Annotated in this window: 20 protein-coding genes and 1 pseudogene; 15 read left to right on the forward strand and 6 right to left on the reverse strand. The window is 42.4% G+C overall.

All coding sequences use genetic code 11. From position 1 onward, the window contains the following. Positions 1-90: 90 nt before the first annotated feature. Positions 91-1506 (reverse strand): metallophosphoesterase, encoded by a 1416-nt coding sequence (locus tag MKX41_RS05455; RefSeq protein ID WP_340969023.1) that lies wholly within the window; start codon positions 1504-1506, stop codon positions 91-93. Between the two features lie 208 nt (positions 1507-1714). Between MKX41_RS05455 and MKX41_RS05460 the strand changes: the two genes are divergently transcribed. Then, on the forward strand, positions 1715-2314 hold the full coding sequence (locus tag MKX41_RS05460) for a nitroreductase family protein (protein WP_042187439.1): 600 nt from the start codon (positions 1715-1717) through the stop codon (positions 2312-2314). A gap of 73 nt (positions 2315-2387) precedes the next feature. Then, a pseudogene (locus MKX41_RS05465) lies at positions 2388-2549 on the forward strand (DUF2188 domain-containing protein); the annotation flags it as partial. A gap of 109 nt (positions 2550-2658) precedes the next feature. Here the strand turns inward: MKX41_RS05465 and MKX41_RS05470 are convergent. Further along, positions 2659-3828 (reverse strand): peptidylprolyl isomerase, encoded by a 1170-nt coding sequence (locus MKX41_RS05470; protein ID WP_339803027.1) that lies wholly within the window; start codon positions 3826-3828, stop codon positions 2659-2661. A gap of 185 nt (positions 3829-4013) precedes the next feature. Beyond that, positions 4014-4349, reverse strand: coding sequence for a hypothetical protein (locus MKX41_RS05475; protein ID WP_042126947.1), 336 nt, complete (start codon positions 4347-4349; stop codon positions 4014-4016). A 181-nt stretch (positions 4350-4530) separates the two neighbouring features. On the opposite strand from MKX41_RS05475, the gene MKX41_RS05480 reads away from it, so the two are divergent. Next, positions 4531-5637, forward strand: coding sequence for a lactonase family protein (locus MKX41_RS05480; RefSeq protein WP_340969027.1), 1107 nt, complete (start codon positions 4531-4533; stop codon positions 5635-5637). Between the two features lie 124 nt (positions 5638-5761). Here the strand turns inward: MKX41_RS05480 and hfq are convergent, their stop codons facing one another. Beyond that, positions 5762-5983: an RNA chaperone Hfq gene (gene hfq / locus MKX41_RS05485; RefSeq protein ID WP_042126951.1), complete on the reverse strand. Its 222-nt coding sequence runs from the start codon at positions 5981-5983 to the stop codon at positions 5762-5764. 110 nt (positions 5984-6093) lie between these two features. Between hfq and MKX41_RS05490 the strand changes: the two genes are divergently transcribed. Next, positions 6094-6735, forward strand: coding sequence for a phosphatase PAP2 family protein (locus MKX41_RS05490; protein WP_340969030.1), 642 nt, complete (start codon positions 6094-6096; stop codon positions 6733-6735). A gap of 95 nt (positions 6736-6830) precedes the next feature. Here MKX41_RS05490 and MKX41_RS05495 read toward each other — a convergent pair whose 3' ends face one another. After that, positions 6831-7364 (reverse strand): hypothetical protein, encoded by a 534-nt coding sequence (locus tag MKX41_RS05495; protein WP_076282886.1) that lies wholly within the window; start codon positions 7362-7364, stop codon positions 6831-6833. Between the two features lie 188 nt (positions 7365-7552). Here MKX41_RS05495 and MKX41_RS05500 point away from each other — a divergent pair, with 188 nt between their 5' ends. The 3 genes from MKX41_RS05500 (at position 7553) to MKX41_RS05510 (ending at position 12560) form a co-directional block, all read left to right on the forward strand. Next, on the forward strand, positions 7553-8599 hold the full coding sequence (locus tag MKX41_RS05500) for an FUSC family protein (RefSeq protein ID WP_042187452.1): 1047 nt from the start codon (positions 7553-7555) through the stop codon (positions 8597-8599). A gap of 161 nt (positions 8600-8760) precedes the next feature. Further along, complete coding sequence (gene helD, locus MKX41_RS05505) at positions 8761-11112, forward strand: RNA polymerase recycling motor HelD (protein ID WP_340969033.1); 2352 nt, start codon at positions 8761-8763, stop codon at positions 11110-11112. 134 nt (positions 11113-11246) lie between these two features. Further along, a complete protein-coding gene (locus tag MKX41_RS05510; protein ID WP_340969036.1) occupies positions 11247-12560 on the forward strand; it encodes an MFS transporter in 1314 nt (437 codons plus the stop codon). A 55-nt stretch (positions 12561-12615) separates the two neighbouring features. Here MKX41_RS05510 and fsa read toward each other — a convergent pair whose 3' ends face one another. Next, positions 12616-13263 (reverse strand): fructose-6-phosphate aldolase, encoded by a 648-nt coding sequence (gene fsa / locus MKX41_RS05515; RefSeq protein WP_042126959.1) that lies wholly within the window; start codon positions 13261-13263, stop codon positions 12616-12618. Positions 13264-13498: 235 nt separating this feature from the next. On the opposite strand from fsa, the gene MKX41_RS05520 reads away from it, so the two are divergent. From MKX41_RS05520 to MKX41_RS05555, 8 genes are all read left to right on the forward strand, one after another. After that, positions 13499-13951, forward strand: a complete 453-nt coding sequence (locus tag MKX41_RS05520) for a hypothetical protein (protein ID WP_143759423.1) — start codon at positions 13499-13501, stop codon at positions 13949-13951. Positions 13952-14029: 78 nt separating this feature from the next. Next, positions 14030-14512, forward strand: coding sequence for a GNAT family N-acetyltransferase (locus tag MKX41_RS05525; RefSeq protein ID WP_076283366.1), 483 nt, complete (start codon positions 14030-14032; stop codon positions 14510-14512). Positions 14513-14550: 38 nt separating this feature from the next. Beyond that, positions 14551-15231, forward strand: coding sequence for a ribose-5-phosphate isomerase RpiA (gene rpiA / locus MKX41_RS05530; protein ID WP_143764014.1), 681 nt, complete (start codon positions 14551-14553; stop codon positions 15229-15231). Positions 15232-15290: 59 nt separating this feature from the next. Continuing rightward, the gene (locus MKX41_RS05535) at positions 15291-15707 is read left to right on the forward strand and encodes a VanZ family protein (protein ID WP_340969040.1); all 417 of its coding nucleotides are present in this window, start codon (positions 15291-15293) and stop codon (positions 15705-15707) included. Positions 15708-15710: 3 nt separating this feature from the next. After that, positions 15711-16151 (forward strand): GNAT family N-acetyltransferase, encoded by a 441-nt coding sequence (locus MKX41_RS05540; RefSeq protein ID WP_076299436.1) that lies wholly within the window; start codon positions 15711-15713, stop codon positions 16149-16151. 173 nt (positions 16152-16324) lie between these two features. After that, on the forward strand, positions 16325-16780 hold the full coding sequence (locus tag MKX41_RS05545) for a MarR family winged helix-turn-helix transcriptional regulator (RefSeq protein WP_076282879.1): 456 nt from the start codon (positions 16325-16327) through the stop codon (positions 16778-16780). Beyond that, positions 16777-19938, forward strand: coding sequence for an MMPL family transporter (locus MKX41_RS05550; protein ID WP_340969042.1), 3162 nt, complete (start codon positions 16777-16779; stop codon positions 19936-19938). Before MKX41_RS05545 ends, MKX41_RS05550 begins: the two co-directional genes overlap by 4 nt. 283 nt (positions 19939-20221) lie before the next feature. Then, complete coding sequence (locus MKX41_RS05555) at positions 20222-21625, forward strand: lytic polysaccharide monooxygenase (RefSeq protein ID WP_340969044.1); 1404 nt, start codon at positions 20222-20224, stop codon at positions 21623-21625. Positions 21626-21656 lie beyond the last annotated feature (31 nt).

Raw genomic sequence — 21656 nt, forward strand, 5'->3', positions numbered from 1 at the left:
TCATTGGCTAAATAACACAAACAAACCCAGCTTCTAACTTCGCAGAAATGCGGGTGAAGCTGGGTTTTTTATATGAAATATGGCATCTTTTCATTGCTTCGTTAAAACCACTTCTAGGTCGACATTACTTAGCGCTTTTTCTTCAGCCATACTTTGGACATACCCTCCTAAGAAACCGTCCTGCTGTTCCTCCCAAAGCTTGTAGCCCGGCAACGCTTTTATATCCTTAGCAAAGGTACCTGCAGTTCCTGAGAAGTATCGTACATTCAGCTTGGACATTACCTTCGCCATGGATTCTTTTTCAGACTCCGTTAAAGGACTTTCCTTAAGACTATCCATAGCTTTGTCATAGGAGTTAGTAGCAAAGGCTTCTTCGGCATAAGCCTTGAAGTTTAAGAGATTGTGATCTGTAATCTGATTAGCTTCAGCCCAACCTTCTACGTTCAAAGACGTTGTTTTATAGTTTATGGTTCGCGAGACGGGATCAAAGGTCATGGCTCCATATTGATGCGGATTGACGGCCATAGCACTCGTAGCGATATCATAGATTGGCTTTGGTTCAGAGGATGCTGTATCTTGATTCGCGTCTGCTGGATCTACTTGAATGTCCTGCATATGAATATGTCCTGAGAGAACTAGATTAAGTCCATTCTTCCGTAAGGATTTTATAGCTTCCTGGCTGTTATTAAGCTTGAAGCCTGAAACAGACATAGAAGTGTGACTTAATAAATTATGATGCATCACCGTGATCACTGAAGCGTGCTCTTTGGCTGCAAGCTTAACGGATTCATCGATCCATGAAAGCGTAGAGGAAGCAATACGTCCATCGGTCTGAGGGAAACCGTATTTTTTATTATTAAGGTATTGGCTACTGTCTATCATGAGAATCCATAAGTTGGGGGCAGCCTTGACGATATAGCTTAGTGATTCCTTATCACGTGATGCAGCTTCTTTGTAGCCGAAATCCGCATACATTTTGACGAAATCCTTATCTGTAATTGAATCCGTAAGGAGCTGTTTATCGCCACTGAAGGATCTAGCCCAAGGATTAAATAAGTCGTGATTGCCTGGAATGACATAAACAGAGGTTCCTTGTTGTTCGATTCGTTTTAAATTTTCGGTTAACTTTTGATGGCTGCTGCGTTCTCCATTATTAGTTAAATCGCCACTGAGGATGATAAACGCAGGTTTTTTCTGTTCAGCGTCATAGACCAAAGCTTCAGCCATTTCATCACTGTAGGGCAGCATTTTTCCATCGCCTCCAGTGACATAGGTCTGAAAAGCCTGCCCACCATCCTGAAGATCTTTATCCAAAAAGTGAGTGTCTGTGGCGACCCAGAAAGAGACAGGTTTTAGCTCAGCTTGATCAAGTTCCACAGCGTTTAAATTAGACGATTTTGTGTCTTTACAGCCAGTTAGTGCCAAGCTAAGTAAAAAGAGCACTACACAAGAGAATATGACCGTTTTTTTATGTAGAATAAGAACTTTATCTGTTGAAAAATTCATTTATATAACCTTCCTTCTGCACTTTTGCTGCACTATTGTAGCTTATTTTTAGCCGAAATGTATATCGGAAAAGTGAAGGGGAGATGTTACTAACCGAGGCTAATTGTATATCCGACAAAATAAGTTGTGAATAGATGTTGTGTTTTCAGAAAAAAGGTGATAAGATGTACAAAAGTAAGTTACTTAAATAAATGGAGGTAGTTATTTTATGTCTAACAATTTTCTTGAAGCAGTTAAAGGAAGACGTTCCATCTATGCCATCAGTAAAGAATCCACTGTAGCCGATGCTCAAATTATTGAAATCGTTGAGCAAGCGGTTTTGCATAGCCCAACCTCATTCAACTCCCAAAGCTCTAGAGCGGTTGTTCTTTTAGGTGAACAGCATGATAAATTATGGGATATCACGACAGAAACTTTGCGCAAAATCGTTCCAGCTGAACAATTTGAAGGAACAGCGCAAAAATTAGCATCTTTCAAAGCAGGTTACGGTTCCGTATTGTTCTTTGAAGATCAAGCGGTAGTGAAGAACCTTCAAGAAAACTTCGCATTGTATGCCGAGAACTTCCCAGTTTGGTCTAACCAATCTTCAGGCATTCTGCAATTCGTAGTATGGACTGCACTTTCTGAAGCAGGTTTAGGTGCATCCCTGCAGCACTATAACCCACTGATTGATGACGAAGTGAAAGAAGCTTGGGGCATCCCGCAAGACTGGAAACTGATTGCTCAATTGCCATTTGGTAAGACAGTAACTCCAGCAGGTGAGAAACAATTCCAACCGGTGGAAGATCGCGTTAAAGTCTTTAAATAAGCTTAAGAGAGTGTTTAAAACCTCCTAGACCAGGCTAATTAATTATATAGTCAGGTTAAGGAGGTTTTTTTATATGCCGTGGAACAAAGAAGATTATCCAGATTCACTCAAGAACTTCACTGCACCTATTCGTAATAAGGCGATTGATATTGCTAATGCACTGCTAGAAGATGGATATGAAGAGGGAAGGGCGATTTCTATTGCTACCGCACAAGCGAAAGAGTGGGGAGAGAATCGTGATAAGCAGGTCCGTAAAAAAGGACATTAATTAAAAGTTCGAAAATAGAGGTACAAAAAAAGCAGGACAGCGTCTCTTAACGCTTGTCCTGCTTTTTGCAGTCATATTATTTAGCAGATTCAGTTCCTGCTTCTGCGCTTGCAGATGGCTCAGGAGAAGCTGTTGCTTCTTTTTTGGCATCCGTAAGTGAATTTGTGATTTTTGCTTTTGCAGTTGTATCTGACAACCAAGTAGTGGAAAGAGTGGAAACCTTTTGAGACACAAGCGTCTTTTTGATTTCATCTTTCTTTTCTTCCAAGGTGTAGTTTTTAGCGTCTTTGTGGTCGGTTACTTTAATGATGTGATAACCGTAATCGGATTTCACAGCACCGCTTGTTTCCCCAACTTTAAGTTTAAAGGCTACATCGGAGAATTCAGCTACCATATCTCCACGTTTGAAGAAGTCTAGATCTCCGCCATTAGCTTTGGAACCAGTGTCTGAAGATTTTTCTTTAGCAAGTTCAGCGAAATCTGCTCCATCTTTCAATTGCTTCAGAATTGCATCCGCTTCTTCTTTAGTCTCAACGAGAATGTGGGAAGCGCGAACTTGTTCTTCTTCATTGAAAGTAGCTTTATTTGCTTCATAGTAGTCTTTGATTTCTTGATCCGTTATAGTCACTTGCGGCTCAAGAATCTTACGCAGTTTTACTTGCAGCGGCATTTGCTTCTTCAAGTCATCAACGGTCATTGAGCTTTGTTGCAATGCAGCATTAAATGCAGCTTCTCCGCCGAATTGTGCTTTTAGGTCTTCTAATTCAGCATTAATGTCTTCATCAGTAACAGTTACGTTAGCTTTTTTAGCTTCTTGATCAACGAGTTCAGTAGTAATCATAGCTTGCAGTGTGCTTTCTCCGCCTGCTTCGATCAATTTATCATAAAGTTGTTCTTTAGTAATGTTAGTTCCGTTAACGCTAGCAACAGCTGTGCTGCTGTCGTCCTTTTGGAATGGAGGCTTAATCAATACAATGATGAGTGCCGCAGCCAGAACCACAGAGGCAATCATCCAGCCCTTGTTACCTTTAGGAGAAACTGGTGGAGCAGGTGGCGTCGTATTATTGTTGCTGCCGACTTTGTTCATTACTGGAACACTTTCCTCTTTTGTTGTATTCACAGGTTCTTCAGCAGCTACGATCTCCACTTCATTTACTTCATTGGTATTCTCGGTAGTGTTCAATTCTTCTTCCGGAGTACCGTTGTTTTCTAAGTTCTCATTTCCATTCAGATCTTTTTTGTCCATTATTAGTAATGACTCCCTTCAATATAGGTGTTGCTTGTCTATTTACAACTTTAACAGAAATCCAGATCCTAAACCTTAAGAAAGTATAAAAAAAGATAGGATCTTTTTAAGTTTCTATTAATAAAAAGCAAAAAGCCGGAAATGGCATCGGTAACATGCCCTTCCGGCTTATGGGAATAAGATGTTTACTTCAGTCCTTTCAATAGATGACGAATACTTTCTTGTTTCCGTCTTGGGACCCGTACGTTTTTAGCGAATAGGCCCTTTTCTCCGAAATAAATGCAGTCGTCTTCGATAGAACTGATCTTGTTTAGATTGACATAACAGCCACCGTACACATGATAGTAAGTAGAATTGGATAACAATCGTTTTAATTGCTCGGCAGTCATTCTCTTTTTTATGTTGTAGTTTCTGCCGTGAAAAATGACCAAATCATGGTCCCCGACCTTAAAGAACAGAATGTCTGTTTCCACCTCGAAGTCCTCGTATACATTTCTGGCTTCCAGCAGGATGCTACTCATTCATGTTCCCCCTTTATACTTAATAAAAGACTAATGTTAGCGCTTTCATTATAGCACAATCCCTAATCATTGGAAAGCCTTATTTTTGAACTATTTGTCACACTTTTTACTTTATAGTTTGTCTTTAACGTTTAAAAATTGTAAATTATATAATAGCAATACTTTGAAGGAGGATGTAAAGATGGAAAAGCAGACTAAGTTATTGCTGTTTACGGGTTCCTATGCAAGTGCCACGGATAGCGGTGTGCAGGTATTTGAATTCGATGGCGAAGCAGGAGGTACGTTAAAATTAATCGACTCGGTTCAGGGTATAACTAACCCCACCTTTGTTAATGTAGATGCTTCAGCCCTGCGTTTATATGCCATAGGAGAAAAGCCAAATGGTGAAGGTGGAAAAGAGGGAGAAGTCGTTACCTTTGCTATCGATGCTAAGCGTGGGAAATTGAGCGAATTGAACCGTATAGCCTCAATGCCTGCTTCAGGTAATGGTCAAACGACCACATGCCATATTTCTAGAGATCTAAGCGATGAATACATTGTTGTATGTAGTTATCATGGTGGCAGTGTAGGCTTGATCACATTAGATGAAGAAAAAGTTGCTAATCAACTGGCGGATGTCGCGATTCATTCCGGTCATGGTCACCATCCTGAACGTCAGGATCGCCCGCATCCCCATTCGGCTATTTTTAGTCCGGACGGACAGTATCTGTTTGTTTCTGATCTTGGGCTTGATATTATTCGGTCCTATAGAATCAATAGAGACTTGAACAAACTAGAAGTTCACGGAGATACAGCGCTTCATCCAGGGGCCGGACCTCGTCATTTTACTTTTCATCCAGATGGAAAGTCTGCTTATGTTATAAACGAGGTGGATTCCACGATAACATCGTTTACATATGACAGTGCTACAGGGACTCTTCACACGGTAGATACAATTTCAACTTTGCCTGAAGATTTTAAGGAAGAGAATACTTGCGCTGAAATTGCTACTTCAGTAGATGGAAGATATCTTTACGCTTCTAACCGTGGAGCCGATAACATCGCAGTGTTTGCAGTGGATAACGCTACTGCCAAGCTTACACTAATTGAATATGTATCTACTCGTGGAGGGCATCCACGACACTTCTCATTAACTCCGGATGGGGCTTATCTTATTGTTGCAAATCGTGACGCTAATAACCTGGTTGTGTTCTCTATTGAAGAGACCAGTGGTCGTCTCGTCTTTACTGGAAATACTGCCGAGGTATCCAAGCCGGTGTGTGTGAAGCCTGTGATTTTCCCAGTATAAAAGAAACTCGTTTTGAAGAGTGAATAAGACAATTTAAGAAAATAATAAAGGGAACACCGGAGATGTAGTCCGGTGTTCCCTTTATTATTGAAAATAGGATGAAGAAGTTTAATGAATGTGTGAACTATTTGAGTGAGACGGGCTTAAGAGGTACAATAGTGGATACTGCAGATTTGAAGAGCACATTCTGTCTGCCATCACCTTGACCCTGTAAAGTGATTGTGAATGCATCATACGAGGTTACGACGCCTTGCATTTTTACACCATTTGTTGTAAAAATCGTCACGGGCACCTTTGTGGAAATAAACTGATTCAACAAACGTTCCTGTAATTTTAGACTCTCCACTTTGGCAGCACTCCATCTTTTTGTATATTTATTTCTCTATAATTATAGCACGGGTTATAGCTTCTCAGGAAATGTGATCGACAGGCACAAAATTAGACACGGAGGTATTTATGCTTTATTATCAGAACTGGTCTAGAGGTTTTCGTTATTTTATAGGGTTTGCTGCTTGTTTCGTCGTTATTGCGATTCTAGTTCATATGAATAAGGTATCATCATTTGATAATTATATGATTCATTTTGTTCAATCCGCTGAATCACCTGGACTGACCACATTCGCCAAAGGACTATCTCTGATTGGTTCCTCCAAGGTAGCGATTGGTATATCTATCGTCACGATGGCACTGCTGTATTTTCTGCTGAAACATCGGCTTGAGCTAATTCTGTTCCTATGGGTTGGACTAGGCTCACAGCTATTGAATACACTTATGAAGTTATGGTTTCAAAGGGAGCGTCCAAATTTCAATCGTATTGTCCAAGAGCTCGGTTATAGTTTCCCAAGTGGACATTCCATGGCAGCCTTCTCCCTGTATGGGGTAATTGCCTATTTACTGTGGCGTCATTTGCCGCGAAGAAGTGAAAGAATCCTGTTAATAATATTTGGGGTATTCATGACTGTGGGCATTGGCTGGAGTCGTATTTACCTGGGAGTTCATTATCCTAGCGACGTAATTGGTGGTTATGCTGCAAGTGGCGCGTGGCTGATGTTATCCATCAGTCTATTTGAAGCCTATAAAAAACGGATATCCTCATAAGAAATGAAGATATCCGTTTTTGTGGGGATATTTTAAAATATAAGAATATATATGTTTCACGCTATACATTATCCTTATATTTCTCGCATAAACGCTTACCGTCCTAAATAGGACACCGAAGGCGTTTTTGCTTGAGGGTTCATCACATGATGTTCCGAAGATTTATGATCTTGGAAATGACCCATTTTACTTATTTTTTTCTTCAGCATAGAAGGAAGTCCAGCCTTTAGCTTTTGAGCTTCGTCTTTTGTTAGACGTCCCTCGCTGATGGCTTGATCCAGCCGCTTACTTGCGGATTCGCTGAGCTTTTGAATATATTGATCTTCTGTCCAGCCTTTCTTTTCAAGGGCAAGCTCGGGGAGGGTTTTGCCTGTTTTAAGGCTATTGATTAGCTCCGTACGATCCATCTCAAGCAGCTTGGCTGTTTCGAAAATAATGAAATGTCCGCCGGCTCTGAATTTCCCGTCTTTCCCTGGTGGGGGTCTATGACCTTTTTCCGAAGGCCCAGAATCAGGTGCAGTGGAGGTTACATTCTCAGCTGACACGCTCCGAGTAGGAGCAAGTGCTGGAGACAGACTGAGGAAAAGAACAGCTGTGATGGTCACTAATTTTTTGATGTTGTTATTCATTCACTCACCTCGTATGTTATATGTGATAGGTACTTACTTGAATTAGTATTCCCTGAAAGCTGAAAGAATCATAAGTGAGAGCTTAAATGATCATAAAATTCATCAACTCTAGGCTTGGGTAATTAGAGGAATGAGGGATTCGTAGATGTCCATATTGCAGAGTGGGCCAATTTTTAGGGGGGATATTTTTGGCTTTTGGAGCTCGCATATTTAAAACAGGAATGGCAGTCACGCTTGCCTTGTATTTAGCCGAACTGCTACATTTTCCATCTTCTGTGGGCGCTGCGATTGCAGCAATTTTCGCTATGCAGCCATCTATTTATCGCTCTTGGCGTTATTTTCTTGATCAGCTGACAACGACTACAATGGGCGCGGTACTCGCTCTTCTGGGAGGAATGCTGTTATCCAATAGTCCAATTGCGGTTGGGTTGGTCTGCATTCTTGTCATTATGATCAGTATGAAAATTAACCGGGCGGATACTATTAGCCTGACACTGGTCACCGTTATAACAGTGATGGAGGCTTCTGGTGAATGGCAGTTCGCGCTGAATCGGTTCTTATTAACATTGACAGGGATTGTTTCTGCATTTCTAATCAATATTATAGTAGTTCCTCCGAAACCACGGAAACAGTACATCAAGCAAATTGAGAACGTCTTTGCCAGTCTTTCCTTGCTGCTAAGAACGGCTGTATCTCATGAGATGAAGGAAAGTGTGTTTCGTGATGAAAAACTTGCACTGGAATCATCTATTAAATCTTTAGCGGATAAGTACGCTTTGTTTGAGGAAGAGCAGAAACAGCTAAAGAGGGCGAAGTACAGTCAGACTAGACAAATGGTTGTCTATAAGAACCTGTTATCTTCTTTGCAAAAGGGCTTCGATGTTCTTGAGGCTGTGGATCGGCATTATTTTCAAGCGGATCGAAGTGAAGAGACAGATGCATTGTTTGACAGTCATTTGGAGCAGTTAATCAAATATCATCAACTGATCTTGCTGAAATTTGAAGATAAACTAAAACCAAACACTAATGAATCGGAACCCTTGGGAGACGAGAATGATGGATTTTTGAATTCAACGATCCTGGGGTATAATGCGGAGAAAATAGGTCAACTACGATTGTATGTTGTAGCCGCAGCTATTTACGATTACGGATATCAATTAGAACGGCTTGATAAAGTGGCAGATCAGATGAACCGTATAGCGACTGAGGAAAAAGAAACGGATCGCGAAGCTTAAAACATAACCTTGTGATGTGCAACATATAAGCTTAAGGATTATGTTCAGGGTGAAACTTATACTTCTTATTTTGTTAACAAGTCCGGTCCCTGAGGGGCCGGATTCATCTATTAAGAGTATCCTCACTTGAAATATCAACCTTCCAAAGGGGATGAAATGTAGTGGAGAATCATGAAATTGAATGGAAAGAGGAACAGCAGCGGGTTGACGGATTGACAAAGCTTTTGTCTGCCCATATCCGGCGATTATCTGAGGAGCTCGGACTCCATCGCAGTGATGTGGTGGATATGCGGAAAGACTTCTGGGAAGAGGTAACAGTAAACTTCAGTAGTCCAGATGATTTAGGGGAAACTTCAACAAGTCTGCGCCAACAATCCCAAATCTTGAATGAACGTGAACGCCATCATTTACAGTCGAGCAAGGCTCTAAAAAAATACAAAAAGCTACTCGTCTCTCCTTACTTTGGGCGTATTGACTTTACAGAAGCACCAAATGGAGAAACGGAAAAGATTTATCTGGGGATTGGATCCTTAATGGAGGATGATGGCACCTTCTTGATCTATGACTGGCGGGCGCCTATATCGAGCTTATATTATGACGGAGCTCCTGGCCCAGCAGCTTATGAGACACCTGGTGGACTTGTTTCCGGTACAATGAATCTTAAACGTCAGTTTGTGATTTCTGATGGTGTTATTGAAGTTATGTTTGATACTGGGGTAACGATCGGCGACGAGCTTTTGCAGCAAGTGCTTAGCCATAGTGCCGATGATCGAATGAAGAGTATTGTAGCTACCATCCAGAAAGAGCAAAATGCGATTATCCGCAACGACAAAAGCCGAATGCTGGTCGTTCAGGGTGCCGCAGGAAGCGGGAAAACCTCTGCAGCATTGCAGCGGGTAGCTTATCTTTTGTATAAATACCGTGAAGTTCTGCAAGCAGACCAGATGTTGTTGTTCTCACCGAACCCGCTGTTTAATAGCTATGTTTCAACTGTGCTCCCAGAGCTAGGTGAAGAAAATATGCAACAAACCACTTTTCAAATGTATCTTGAGCATCGTTTAGGACATGAATTCCAGCTGGAAGATGTCTTTAGTCAGACGGAAAACCTATTGAATGCCCCTGATGGCCCTGAAGTGGGTATACGCAGAGAAGGCATCGCTTATAAATCATCCGTACCTTTTCTCGATGTGATTCGTCGGTATGCTACGATGCTGGAACATGAGGGCATGCTGTTCAAGCCTTTAATGTTTCAAGGTAGAGCGGTAGTCAGTAAAGAAGAAATGGAACGTCATTTCTATGCCTATGATCCCGCCATTAAGCTTGCGAACCGTGTAGACTTAATGACACGCTGGTTACTGAAGAAGATCGCTGATTTTAGCCATGAGGAAAGAAATGCTTCATGGGTTGAAGATCAAATTGAGCTATTGGACTCCAGTGATTACCATCGTGCATATCAGATGTTACGACGTAAGAAGAAAGCTACACAGGATAGTTTTGATGATTTTGATACTGAAAAAGAAGTGTTATCCCGGTATGTAGTCAGCCAACGCTTAAAACCACTGCGCGGATGGACTAAACGAGGTCGTTTTGTGGATGTTAAGGGGTTGTACAGTACGCTGTTTACTGATCGTGAGCTTATGGAACGCCTAAATGGTGTTAATTCTCTGCCGGAAATCTGGGATGAGATCTGTGAACAAACACTAAAATCTATCGCAGTGAACGAGCTTGCCTACGAAGATGCTACACCATTCCTTTATTTGAAGGAGTTAAGCCAAGGCTTCCGTACCAATACGCTGATTCGTCATGTGATTGTGGATGAAGTACAAGACTACTCACCTTTCCAATTAGAGTTCATGCGTCGTTTGTTTCCAAGGGCGAAAATGACCGTATTGGGTGATTTGAATCAGGCGATCTATGCACAAGGTGAGGTGCTCGGTGATTTGTCTAGTTTGGTAAGCATTTATGGGGAAGAGAATACAGAAGTGATCTCGTTAACCCGAAGCTATCGCTCCACTTTTGAAATTGTAGAATTTACGCGTTCAATGATTCCTGGAGGGGAAAGAATTGTGCCGTTTAATCGACGAGGAGAAGAACCTCAGCTAAGTGTGGTGTCTAGCGAGGATGAGCTTCTGAATGCAGTTGAAATGGATATCCGGAATTTGCAATCCAAGGGGTATCATTATGTGGCTGTCATTTGTAAAACAGCAGAAGAAAGCGCAAGAGTTCATGATGAACTACATAGTAGGCTGCCAGTAAGGCTCGTTACGAAAGAAACGCCGAATTTCCAGAAGGGAACATTGGTGTTACCTGCTTACTTAGCTAAAGGCGTGGAGTTTGATGCTGTCATCATCTACGATGGTTCAGCTGAACGATATGGCAGAGAAAGTGAGCGTAAATTGTTTTATACAGCTTGCACTCGAGCGATGCACTTGCTGCATATTTTTAGCCTAGGAGAACCAAACCGGTTTCTTCCTTCTGTAAAAGAGAAGACCATGATTACAAATTCGCTGTAAAGCCCCATCTTCTGATCATAAGATCGTCCTTTCGCATTGGCGGGGGGACGGTCTTTTTATATGTATGAATAAAGAGGGATGAACAAACCACAATATAGAGAGTCGTCGCAAACAATGACAAAGGTGGTCAGTTCATGAAGGAAAGAAAATGGGATCTGCTTGCACTGGCATCCATTCCACTAATTATGACCCTCGGTAACTCCATGCTGCTCCCTATTTTGCCGCAGATTTCTAAAGAACTAGGCATTAGCTCTTTTCAGGTGAGTATGCTGATTACTGTTTATGGATTGATGGCTATCGTGATGATTCCTATTGCAGGGTACCTGTCTGACGCTTATGGACGAAAAAAGGTGATTCTTCCGAGTCTGATCATTGCTGCTATTGGTGGAGTCGTCTGCGTGGTGGCGGCTTGGTTTATGAAGGGCGTTACCGCCTATTGGGTCATTCTGGCCGGACGTTTGTTACAAGGGATAGGTGCGGCTGGTGCTTTTCCTATTGTGCTGCCCTTCGTTGGTGATTTATTCAAGGAAGAAGAGGATGTAAGCAAAAGTCTGGGAATTATTGAAACCTCAAATACCTTTGGTAAAGTACTCAGTCCGATTCTTGGTGCTTATCTTGGAATATGGCTCTGGTTTGCACCTTTTATCGCTATTCCTGTTCTATGTCTAATTTCATTTGCTTTAGTTCTTTTTCTGGTTCGAAAGCCGGAAGCGAAGGAACAACCTGAGAAACAGGGTATAAGAGAATTTTTATCCGGAATTGTGAGCATTTTGCGAGAAAAGGGACGATGGTTGTATGCTATTTTTGCCATAGGCGGTATCTGTATGTTTGTAACCTTTGGCGTTCAATTCTATTTATCGGAAATGCTGGAATCTAAATTTAAAATGCATGGGGCAATGAAGGGATTTGTGCTGGCAATACCATTAGCCTTGTTATGTCTGTCTTCATATGGAACTGGAAAGATCATTGGTCAGAACAAAACGCTAATGAAATGGCTGGGCTTTGGAGGTATGGTGTTACTTACTGCAGCAATGATCTTTGCGGGGTTCAATAAAGGTATTTATTTCTTAGTCGGGTTTATGGGCTTAGGTTGTGTTGGAATCGGGATTGTGCTTCCTTGTATGGATGCTTTGATCACGGAGGGAATTGAGAAAGAAAATAGCGGCACGATAACCGCTCTCTATAGCAGTATGAGGTTTATAGGGGTAGCCGCAGGACCGCCAGTGGTATCGCTGCTGTTAAGCAGTGGTCATTGGGTATTATTCGCTTTGATGGCTACAGTCGGCGCAATTGGTGGATTGCTGACCTTATTTGCAGTAACGCCAAGCAAGGGGAGCAAGGGAGAATCTGACGTGAAAGAAACGGAGCAGGTAGATGCGCGACTCTTGTCAAAGCGTGTTCGTCAGACTTCTGCAAGGACTTTAGATGGAAAAAAGAGCTATCCTTAAGCTACGTTGCCGTAGCTTGCGGGATAGCCCTTTAATAAAAGAATGAAAGACAATCTTATGCTTGTGGCACGGATTCCCAATCCTTCAGGAAGCGTTCGATACCGTTATCTGTCAGCGGATGCTTCCAGAGGGTAGGCAGGAGCGAACCTGGTATGGTAGCAATGTGAGCACCAGCAAGAGCTGCTTGCTCAACATGCGCAATGTTACGGATGGATGCTGCAATAATTTCGGAAGTCATACCGTAGTTAGTTAGGATGGTCTTCAGATCCTTGATCAGCTTCATTCCGTCAACACCGATATCATCCAGACGTCCTACGAAAGGAGAAATATAAGTTGCGCCTGCTTTTGCAGCCATTAAGCCTTGAGCCGCTGAGAAGACAAGCGTTACGTTAGTTTTGATACCTTTTTTTGTAAGCTCATAACAAGCTTCCAAGCCATCTTCAGTCATAGGGAGTTTAATGACAACGTTTGGAGCCCACTCAGCAATTTCGTATGCTTCTTTAAGCATTTCTTCTGCTGTAAGTCCGATTACTTCTGCACTTACTGGACCTGGAACGATTGCTACGATTTCTTTGATAACATCTTTAAACAATCTTCCTTCTTTAGCGATGAGCGACGGGTTAGTCGTTACGCCATCCACTAATCCGAGGCGAGTAATACGTTTGATCTCTTCAATATTTCCGGTGTCCAAGAAAAACTTCATTTTAAGTTTCCTCCCTTGATTTCCATATGGATTGACAAACAATATTCATATTTTCATTATGAGACATGTCAAACGAAGTTTCAACTGTTATTTTGAATATTTCAAAATAACTTTATAGATTGAATATCGCTTACACTTGTTATAGTGTTGATAATATAGGATTGGTCTATGCAGTTATCCATGATAATATATAATCGGTATTGTTATTATGGAGTATTGGGTGGGACGTGATGAAATGTACTCGATATTAGTTATTTTGCTTGTGCTCGTGTTGTCAGTTGCCGGATTCTTGGCCTACCAGAACAGCAAATTGGTATCTAATCAGAAAAAATTAGGGACTTTATCACGCAATCCTTCACTAATGTATTCTATCTTTGACCAATCTTGCGCTGCTAGTGTGGAAGATCCAGACGTAATACCTTTAGTTCAATACACAGTTTTTGTGGAGTCCAGCGGGCAGGCAGTTGTGAATAAGCCTTTAGCAATCATTAATCTTTGTAGAGTAAGTGCGGGTAGAGGAAATCTAGTTCTCGCTGATGTCGAACGTAGTGTGCTGGAGCACATTAAATTGGCAGCCCCCTCAGATGCTTTCATTGAGCATAAAGCTTACTTACATAGGGCTGCTAACCACGCTGAAAAAGAGATGATCCTAAACTTAGAGGATGTAGTGAAATTACAATATACATAAGACAGAATGAAGAATATTGATTTTTTTGGCTGCAAGAAGGATAATACGAATTTGGATACAAGAAAAGAGGGAAATAGAGTGTCGCCCGTAACAGAAGTGAATTTTGAAGTAGTTGATCCAGAGAACGCTGATTTAAGAGAACTTATTACGTTTCTGGATGAGGAACTGAAGATGCGTTATCCGCATGAGACGATCTATGTTGTTGATTTCGAGGATCCCAAAGTAAAAGAAATGACTTTCGTAGTAGCCTACTTAAACGGAAAACCAGTGGGCTGTGGTGGGCTTCGTCCACTGGATTATATCGGAATAGAGATCGCAACGATGGAGTTGAAGCGCTTTTATGTAGATTCTAGTTATCGTAAAATGGGCATAGCTACAAATATGCTGTTATTCCTTGAAGAACAAGCTTTAGCGGCGGGGTTTAAGGAGATCCGATTGGAGACCGGAATTAAGCAGCCAGAAGCGATTGCGCTTTACGTCAAGCATGGCTACCAACCGATTGATTTATTTGGACCCTACATAGGTGATCCGGATAGTCTCTGTTACGGCAAAATACTATAAAACTTTATAATGGATAACATGGGGGTATTAAAATGAGTATCAACGTTAAACAACTAGCAGCTGAAAAAGCAGTGGAATATGTAGAAGATGGAATGAAGGTAGGTCTGGGTACGGGATCAACTGCCTACTGGGCAATCCGCAAGCTCGGTGAACGCGTCAGTGAAGGCTTGAAAATTACCGCAGTAGCTACTTCACGCGCTTCCGAAGAGCAAGCACGAGAGCTGGGAATTCCACTGGTAGCTTTTGGTGATATTGATAGTCTGGACTTAACCATTGACGGAGCGGACGAGCTAGACAGCAGTCTGCAACTTATTAAAGGCGGCGGCGGCGCTTTGCTTCGTGAGAAGATTGTAGCTAGTAATAGTACCCGAATGATTGTGATTGCCGATGAAGGTAAAGTTGTAAACACGCTAGGCAAATTTCCGTTGCCGGTGGAAATCGTTCCTTTCGCCTGGGAATGGACTGTGGCAGAGCTTGCCAAACTGGGTTGCCAACCTGAATTGCGTCGCAGCGGAGAAGAGTTGTACAAGACGGATAATGGCAATTACATTGCGGACTGCCGATTTGAAGCGATAGAAGCTGCACCGAAGCTTGCACTGACCATCCAAAACATCCCGGGTGTTGTAGATCACGGCCTATTTATTGGAATTGCAGCGATGGCGATCGTAGGTAAACTTGATGGAACTATCGAAATTATTGAAGCTCAACCTAAGAATTGATTAACCGCAGACATAAAGAAACTTACCGTTCATGGCCGCTAAAAGGATTGACACGGGTAGTGCTAACTCTGTATAGTGCTACTGTTATCTATTGGATGTTTATCGGATTTGGACGTGAGGTACATACCGGAGGTCCTCTTCAGTATAATCTGGTTCCATTTCGCACGGTGTCACTTTATTTCAACTTGGATAACGGTTTATCACTTATCAATCGGCTAGTAAATCTGCTAGGAAATGTTGTAGTTTTTATTCCATTTGGTTTTCTTTCGCCATTAGTAAAGATACGTCCTGTTTCTTGGCTTAGAATCTCGCTATATGCTGTCCCTTGTATTCTGCTTTTGGAGTGCTTGCAAATGCTGCTGCATGTGGGAAGCTTCGATATTGATGATTTACTATTAAACATGCTAGGTGTGTGGACAGGCTACGGATTGTTTCGAGTGATTAGCTGTAAAAGGAACAAAGAAGGAGAAATGTGAAGAATGTTGATTGATCTTAAACCCCTCATTGGTACATCTGAGGTGAATGAGCTGCTGACCTATGCGGTCATAGATGATCCGAATGCTCTAAAGCAGACTTCGTCTGAGTATAGCGAACAAGCCGGGCTAAAGTTATATGGCTGGGAAGAGGAAGAATTACTGCTTGGTCTTGTAGGCTTTGAAGAAACAGAAGATGGTTCCTTGGATATTCGGCATATTGCTGTATTGCCAGAGAACAGAGGAAAAGGTTATGCACGAGGGATGATTCTGGAGCTGCTTACTACGCGTCAGCCGCGTTATCTGGTAGCTGAAACAGAGGATGAGATTGCTGCAGATTTCTACCGTAGTCTTGGGTTCATGGTGTACAGCCTAGGCGAAAATGCAGCAGGCATTGAAACGCTGAGATGTGTTTATGAAGTAGAAGAGATCGAGGATGAGGAATAAACAATTTTTAGAAGACATACAATGGCAGGTCGAGATGAAATCTCGGCCTGTTTTTTTGTTGGGTCACCTTAAATTGTTCCTTAGAATTGTAAAGTTGACTTTTGAAATAAATGGGATTATAGTTTGACAATGAAACTGTTCTACAGTTGAACTATATTTGGAGGTAGGAAGCTTTGGAAGATGAAGTTCAGCATTGGATTAACCGTTATATGGATGCTTATATGATGGTGACTAGACAAGTAGCCGCAAGAATTAAAGATAGCATTGCTGCAGATACAACGAATGATCAGTATCAAATTCTGCGTCTGATTAATGCTCAGGAACAATGTACGTCTACATATCTAGCAGAAACTTTTTGCGTGGGTAAAAGCTCCATTACAGCAATAATCAACAGACTGGTGCAAGCAGGCATTATTGAGCGAACTCGTGACGAGAATGATCGTCGTCAGGTGTATTTATCGATGTCAGAGCATGGTAAAAGAGTATTTGAAGCAGCTGAGTCGCAAGTACATGAAGTAGTGGCCCCGTATTTGTTTCATTTTGAAAAGAAGGATATTGAGACGTTCATCATGATGTTTGAGAAACTGGCAAGTCTAATTCAGAATGATAATGGAGGGAAGAGCCAATGAAGACGATTCTAAAAGCAAGATGGGCGGTTATCGCAATCTGGCTCGCTGTAGCGGTGGTGCTAGTGATGACGGCCCCGTCTTTCTCTGATCTTGTCCGTGAGAAGGGGCAGGTTACGGTTCCAGAGGGATACCCTTCATCTAGAGCAGCAGAAATCATGAAGGAAGCGTCAAGTGACAAGGGAGGCGAATCACTCCATCAAGTAGCCCTTGTGTTCAATAACCCGAAGGGAATCGGAGCGGAAGAAACAGCAAGTATTCAACAAGGCGTTGAGAAGCTGGCTGCGAATAAGGAAGCTCTGCAGTTAGATTCCATCACCGATCCTTTTTCACAAAGTGAGCTTAAAGATACACTGATTGCCAAAGATGGGAAGACTATTATGGTGGCGTTGTCCGTAAAAGGTGAAGGAGAGGCTGTTACTGCGCTGCCAGATAAAGTGGATGAGATGCTCTCAGGTGTTAAAGCAGATCATTATTTGACCAGTGAAGGTCTGATTACAGAGGATATGATTGCAAGCTCAGAAGCAGGGCTAAAGAAGTCGGAGTATATTACAGTTGTCTTTATCCTACTTATTCTATTCGTTGTGTTTCGTTCGTTCGTAGCGCCTTTTGTACCGCTGCTGACCGTGGGTATCAGCTATATTGTATCCCAATCTGTCGTGGCTTTTTTGGTGGATCGTTATGATTTTCCTTTATCAACGTTTACTCAAATCTTTATGGTTGCGGTCATGTTCGGGATCGGTACGGATTATTGTATTCTGCTGATCAGTCGCTTTAAAGAAGAATTGATGACCGCAGAAGATACTAAAAGTGCAATCATTGCAACTTATCGAAAAGCTGGAGGAACGGTGTTCTATTCGGGCTTAGCGGTATTTGTAGGTTTTGTAGCGATTGGGTTATCGAAATTTATCCTTTATCGTTCAGCAGTAGCTGTTGCAGTTGGTATTGCAGTTATGCTATTGGCACTTGTGACGATTGTTCCATTCTTTATGGCTGTTCTAGGCAAAAAGCTATTCTGGCCCTCCCGTGGCAAGCTGGAGCATAGTGAGAGCCGTATTTGGGGATGGGCAGGTTCTTTTTCTTTAAAAAGACCGTGGGCCGCACTTCTAATCGTTGCAGTAATCGTATCCCCATTTCTAGTTACCTATAGCGGTAAGCTGTCCTTTAACAGCTTGGAGGAAATTGGCTCGGAATATGCTTCGGTAAAAGGTTTTAATATTATTTCGGAGAGCTTCGGACCAGGTGAATCGATGCCTGGCAAGGTCGTTATCAAGAATGATGATCGTATGGACAATTCAGAATATCTGGGACTTGCGGAGAAAATTAGCCGCGAGCTGGAAAAAGTGGATAGTGTAAAATCTGTTCGGAGCATGTCACGTCCAACAGGTGAGCTGATTAGTGATTTCTTGATTCCGAATCAGGTCGGTACACTTTCTGATGGACTGGACCAGAGTAACGAAGGTCTGACCAAGATTCAGACCGGCTTGTCTGAAGCTAGTAAACAGCTTAGCGATAATGCTCCTAAACTTACAGAAGCTGTTGCAGGGAGTGCTAAGCTGACAGAGGGCACAGCGGATCTCAAAGACGGAATTGTTGCTTTAGGCGCTGGGCTCACCCAGATTGAGAGCGGGATTAAGAGTGGCTCAGCGGGTGCAGGAGATATCAAATCCGGTCTTCAGCAGGCAGCAACAAGTGCTAAACAGTTAGCAGATGCAAATGCGAAGTTACTTGAGGGCTATAAAAAAATCGGTGGAGGCTTAACCCAGCTGGATGAAGGACTCGGACAGCTTCCGAAGCAGCTACAAGGTGTTGCAGAGGCATTAAAAGGACTGGACGGTTCCTTCGCTGGCCTAGAGAGCAGTTATCCGGAAATTGTTCAGGATGTAAATTATTTGACGATCAAAGGTACAGTAGCACAAAGTGGTACGGGTGCAGCGCAGCTAGCAGCCGGTCTTGGTCAGGTTTCAGAACAGCTTAAAGGTGCAGCTACTGGCTTAAATGAAGCGAATGCCGGTTATGCCAAAGCTGCGGCTGGGCAAACCGCGCTCGCGCAAGGTTTAGCTAAGCTTGTAGCTGGAATCGGTCAACTGCAATCTGGACTCGATCAGGCGGCAGCAGGTCAAGGACAGATCGTAGAAAAGATTCCATCTATCACAAGTGGTCTTGATCAATTGCAAGGCGGACAGAAGCAGCTTGCAGATGGTTTTGGTGAATTGACAGGTCAGATTGGAGCCTTAACCACTGGACTAAGCGATAGTGCTGATGGATTGAAGCAAATTACAAGCGGTCTGGGCTCGGCACAAGAATACTTGAATCAGATTCAAGCGGCTAAGGATGAAGAGCTGAGCGGATTCTTCGTACCGGCTGAGGCACTTAAAGCTGAAGGTATAAAGCAGGTATTTGACACGTACTTATCTGATGACCGTAAGGTGATGACATTGGACGTGGTATTCACCGAGAATCCTTACAGCTCAGAGGCTATAGATAGTGTGGGTGATATTCAAGCAGCAGTAGATCGTGCAGTTAAAGGTACGAAGCTTGAAAATGCTGAAACAGCTATTAGCGGGGTTACAAGTAGTCAAAGCGATTTGCGGAATATTTCCAATGAAGACTATACGCGTACAGTAATCTTGATGCTGAGCGGTATTTTCATCATATTAGTGTTGCTGCTTCGCTCAATCGTAATGCCGATTTACCTTATCATTTCACTTTTGATCACTTACTTTTCAGCGTTGGGCGTTACAGAGGCTATTTTCGTTAATCTTCTGCACTATGAAGGGATTACCTGGACGACGCCATTCTTTAGTTTTGTTATGCTGATTGCACTAGGTGTGGATTATAGCATTTTCTTAATGGCCCGGTTTAACGAAAATAACACATGGGACGTAAAAGAAGCGATTCTACACGCTATGCGCAATATGGGTACAGTTATCCTTTCAGCTGTAGTTATTCTGGGTGGTACCTTCGCTTCGATGTATCCTTCTGGGGTATTGTCGATGATGCAGATTGCTACAGTGGTGCTCGTAGGATTGGCCTTGTATGCTTTAATCTTCCTGCCGTTCTTTGTCCCTGTAATGGTACGGATCTTCGGCCGAGGAAATTGGTGGCCATTTTCGGTTAAACAGAGCGGAGAAGCTAACAAGCAGGATTTAAATATGTAAATGGGACTATACCCCATTTATGAATCAGAAGTCATAACAAGTTGTTTTTTTGCAGCCAGCCACCGATATATTTATCGGTGGCTGGCTTTTTATTTGAGTAGAATGAATCGTTTCGATGGGGCATTATTAGCGGGGAGAACTACTAATCCGTTCAATTGTCATGGGTCTTTTATCCATTGACGTCTGGTTCTTTAGGTTATTGTTATTATGTTTTTAGAAAATTATAATAACACTGGATTCGTTTTCAAAGTCTCCAAATTACAACTAGAAAGCGAGATGATGAATGATGAAAGTAAGCATGAAGAACAGCAGTATCGCAAAGAAGGTTGCTCCATTTGTTATTACAGCGGGGGTTATTGCCGGAGTAGGACTTATCGATACCGATAAAGCGCTAGGACACGGTTATGTATCCGAACCAGCAAGTCGTGCGAAGCTTGGTGCAGCGAATAATGTGGGTTCTGTTCAATATGAGCCACAGAGTCTAGAGGCACCAAAGGGTTTCCCATTGGCGGGTCCTGCGGACGGGAAGATTGCATCTGCGGGTGGCATGTTCGGAGGAATTCTGGATCAACAATCAAGTGATCGCTGGATTAAGCACGATATGGTTGGCGGAGTCAATGACATCACTTGGTATCATACAGCACAACATAGAACAACAAAATGGCATTACTATATTACGAAAAAAGGTTGGAATCCTAATACGCCAATTAAACGTTCCGATTTAGAGCTTATTGGAACTTTTGAAAATGGCGGTAAACAGCCTGAGCGTTCTGTGACGCACAAAGTAAATGTCCCAACTGACCGCAGTGGATACCATGTTATTTTGGCGGTGTGGGATATTGATGATACAGCGAATGCCTTCTACCAAGTCATTGATGTGAATCTAAAGAACGGTGAATCAGGACCTGGGGTACAACCAGACACGGAGAAGCCGTCAACAGTAACGGGGTTACACACGATGAGTGTAGAATCGAGCAGTGTAGATCTTATGTGGAATGCCGCAACAGATAACGTAGGCGTAGATCATTACATGATTTATCGCGGGGATAGCGTCGGTATAGCGAAACAAATCGGAACATCCTCAACAACGAGCTTTAAAGACATTACTGTAGAAGCAGGTGAAATTTATACATATTATATTGTTGCAGTGGATCGTGCAGGAAACACGTCAGGCTCAAGTAATATTATTGTTGTTAGCACACCAAACCCGGAAGTGGTTATACCTCCAGTGGAAACACCAGATACTGTAAAGCCTTCGATGGTTGAGGGGCTGCATACCATGTCAGTGAAGCACAATAGTGTTAATCTGATGTGGAACGCCGCCCAAGATAATGTAGGTGTTGATCATTATGTTGTGTATCGAGAGGGTGTTGAATTGACCCAAACTAAGGGAACTTCCTTTACGGATTTATCGGTGCAAGCTTCCACTACGTACAATTATCATGTGAGAGCTGTAGACGCTGCTGGTAATATTTCAGACAAGAGCTCTTTGTATACAGTCACAACCCTTGTGAAACCCGTATTACCAGATGTAGCAGCTTGGAATGCAACCGGGTTGTACATTGTTGGAACAAAAGTTGAATACAAGGGTAACGTTTATGAAGCTCGAGTGACATTTAGAAGTTTCGGTGATACCAACTGGAATCCGGAGTCGGCATTATCGCTTTGGAAATTAGTGACGAACTAATAACATCGTTTCCCCCCCCAATTTATTATAA

The sequence above is a fragment of the Paenibacillus sp. FSL R5-0475 genome (genome assembly GCF_038004585.1).
Taxonomy (GTDB): Bacteria; Bacillota; Bacilli; order Paenibacillales; family Paenibacillaceae; genus Paenibacillus_AQ.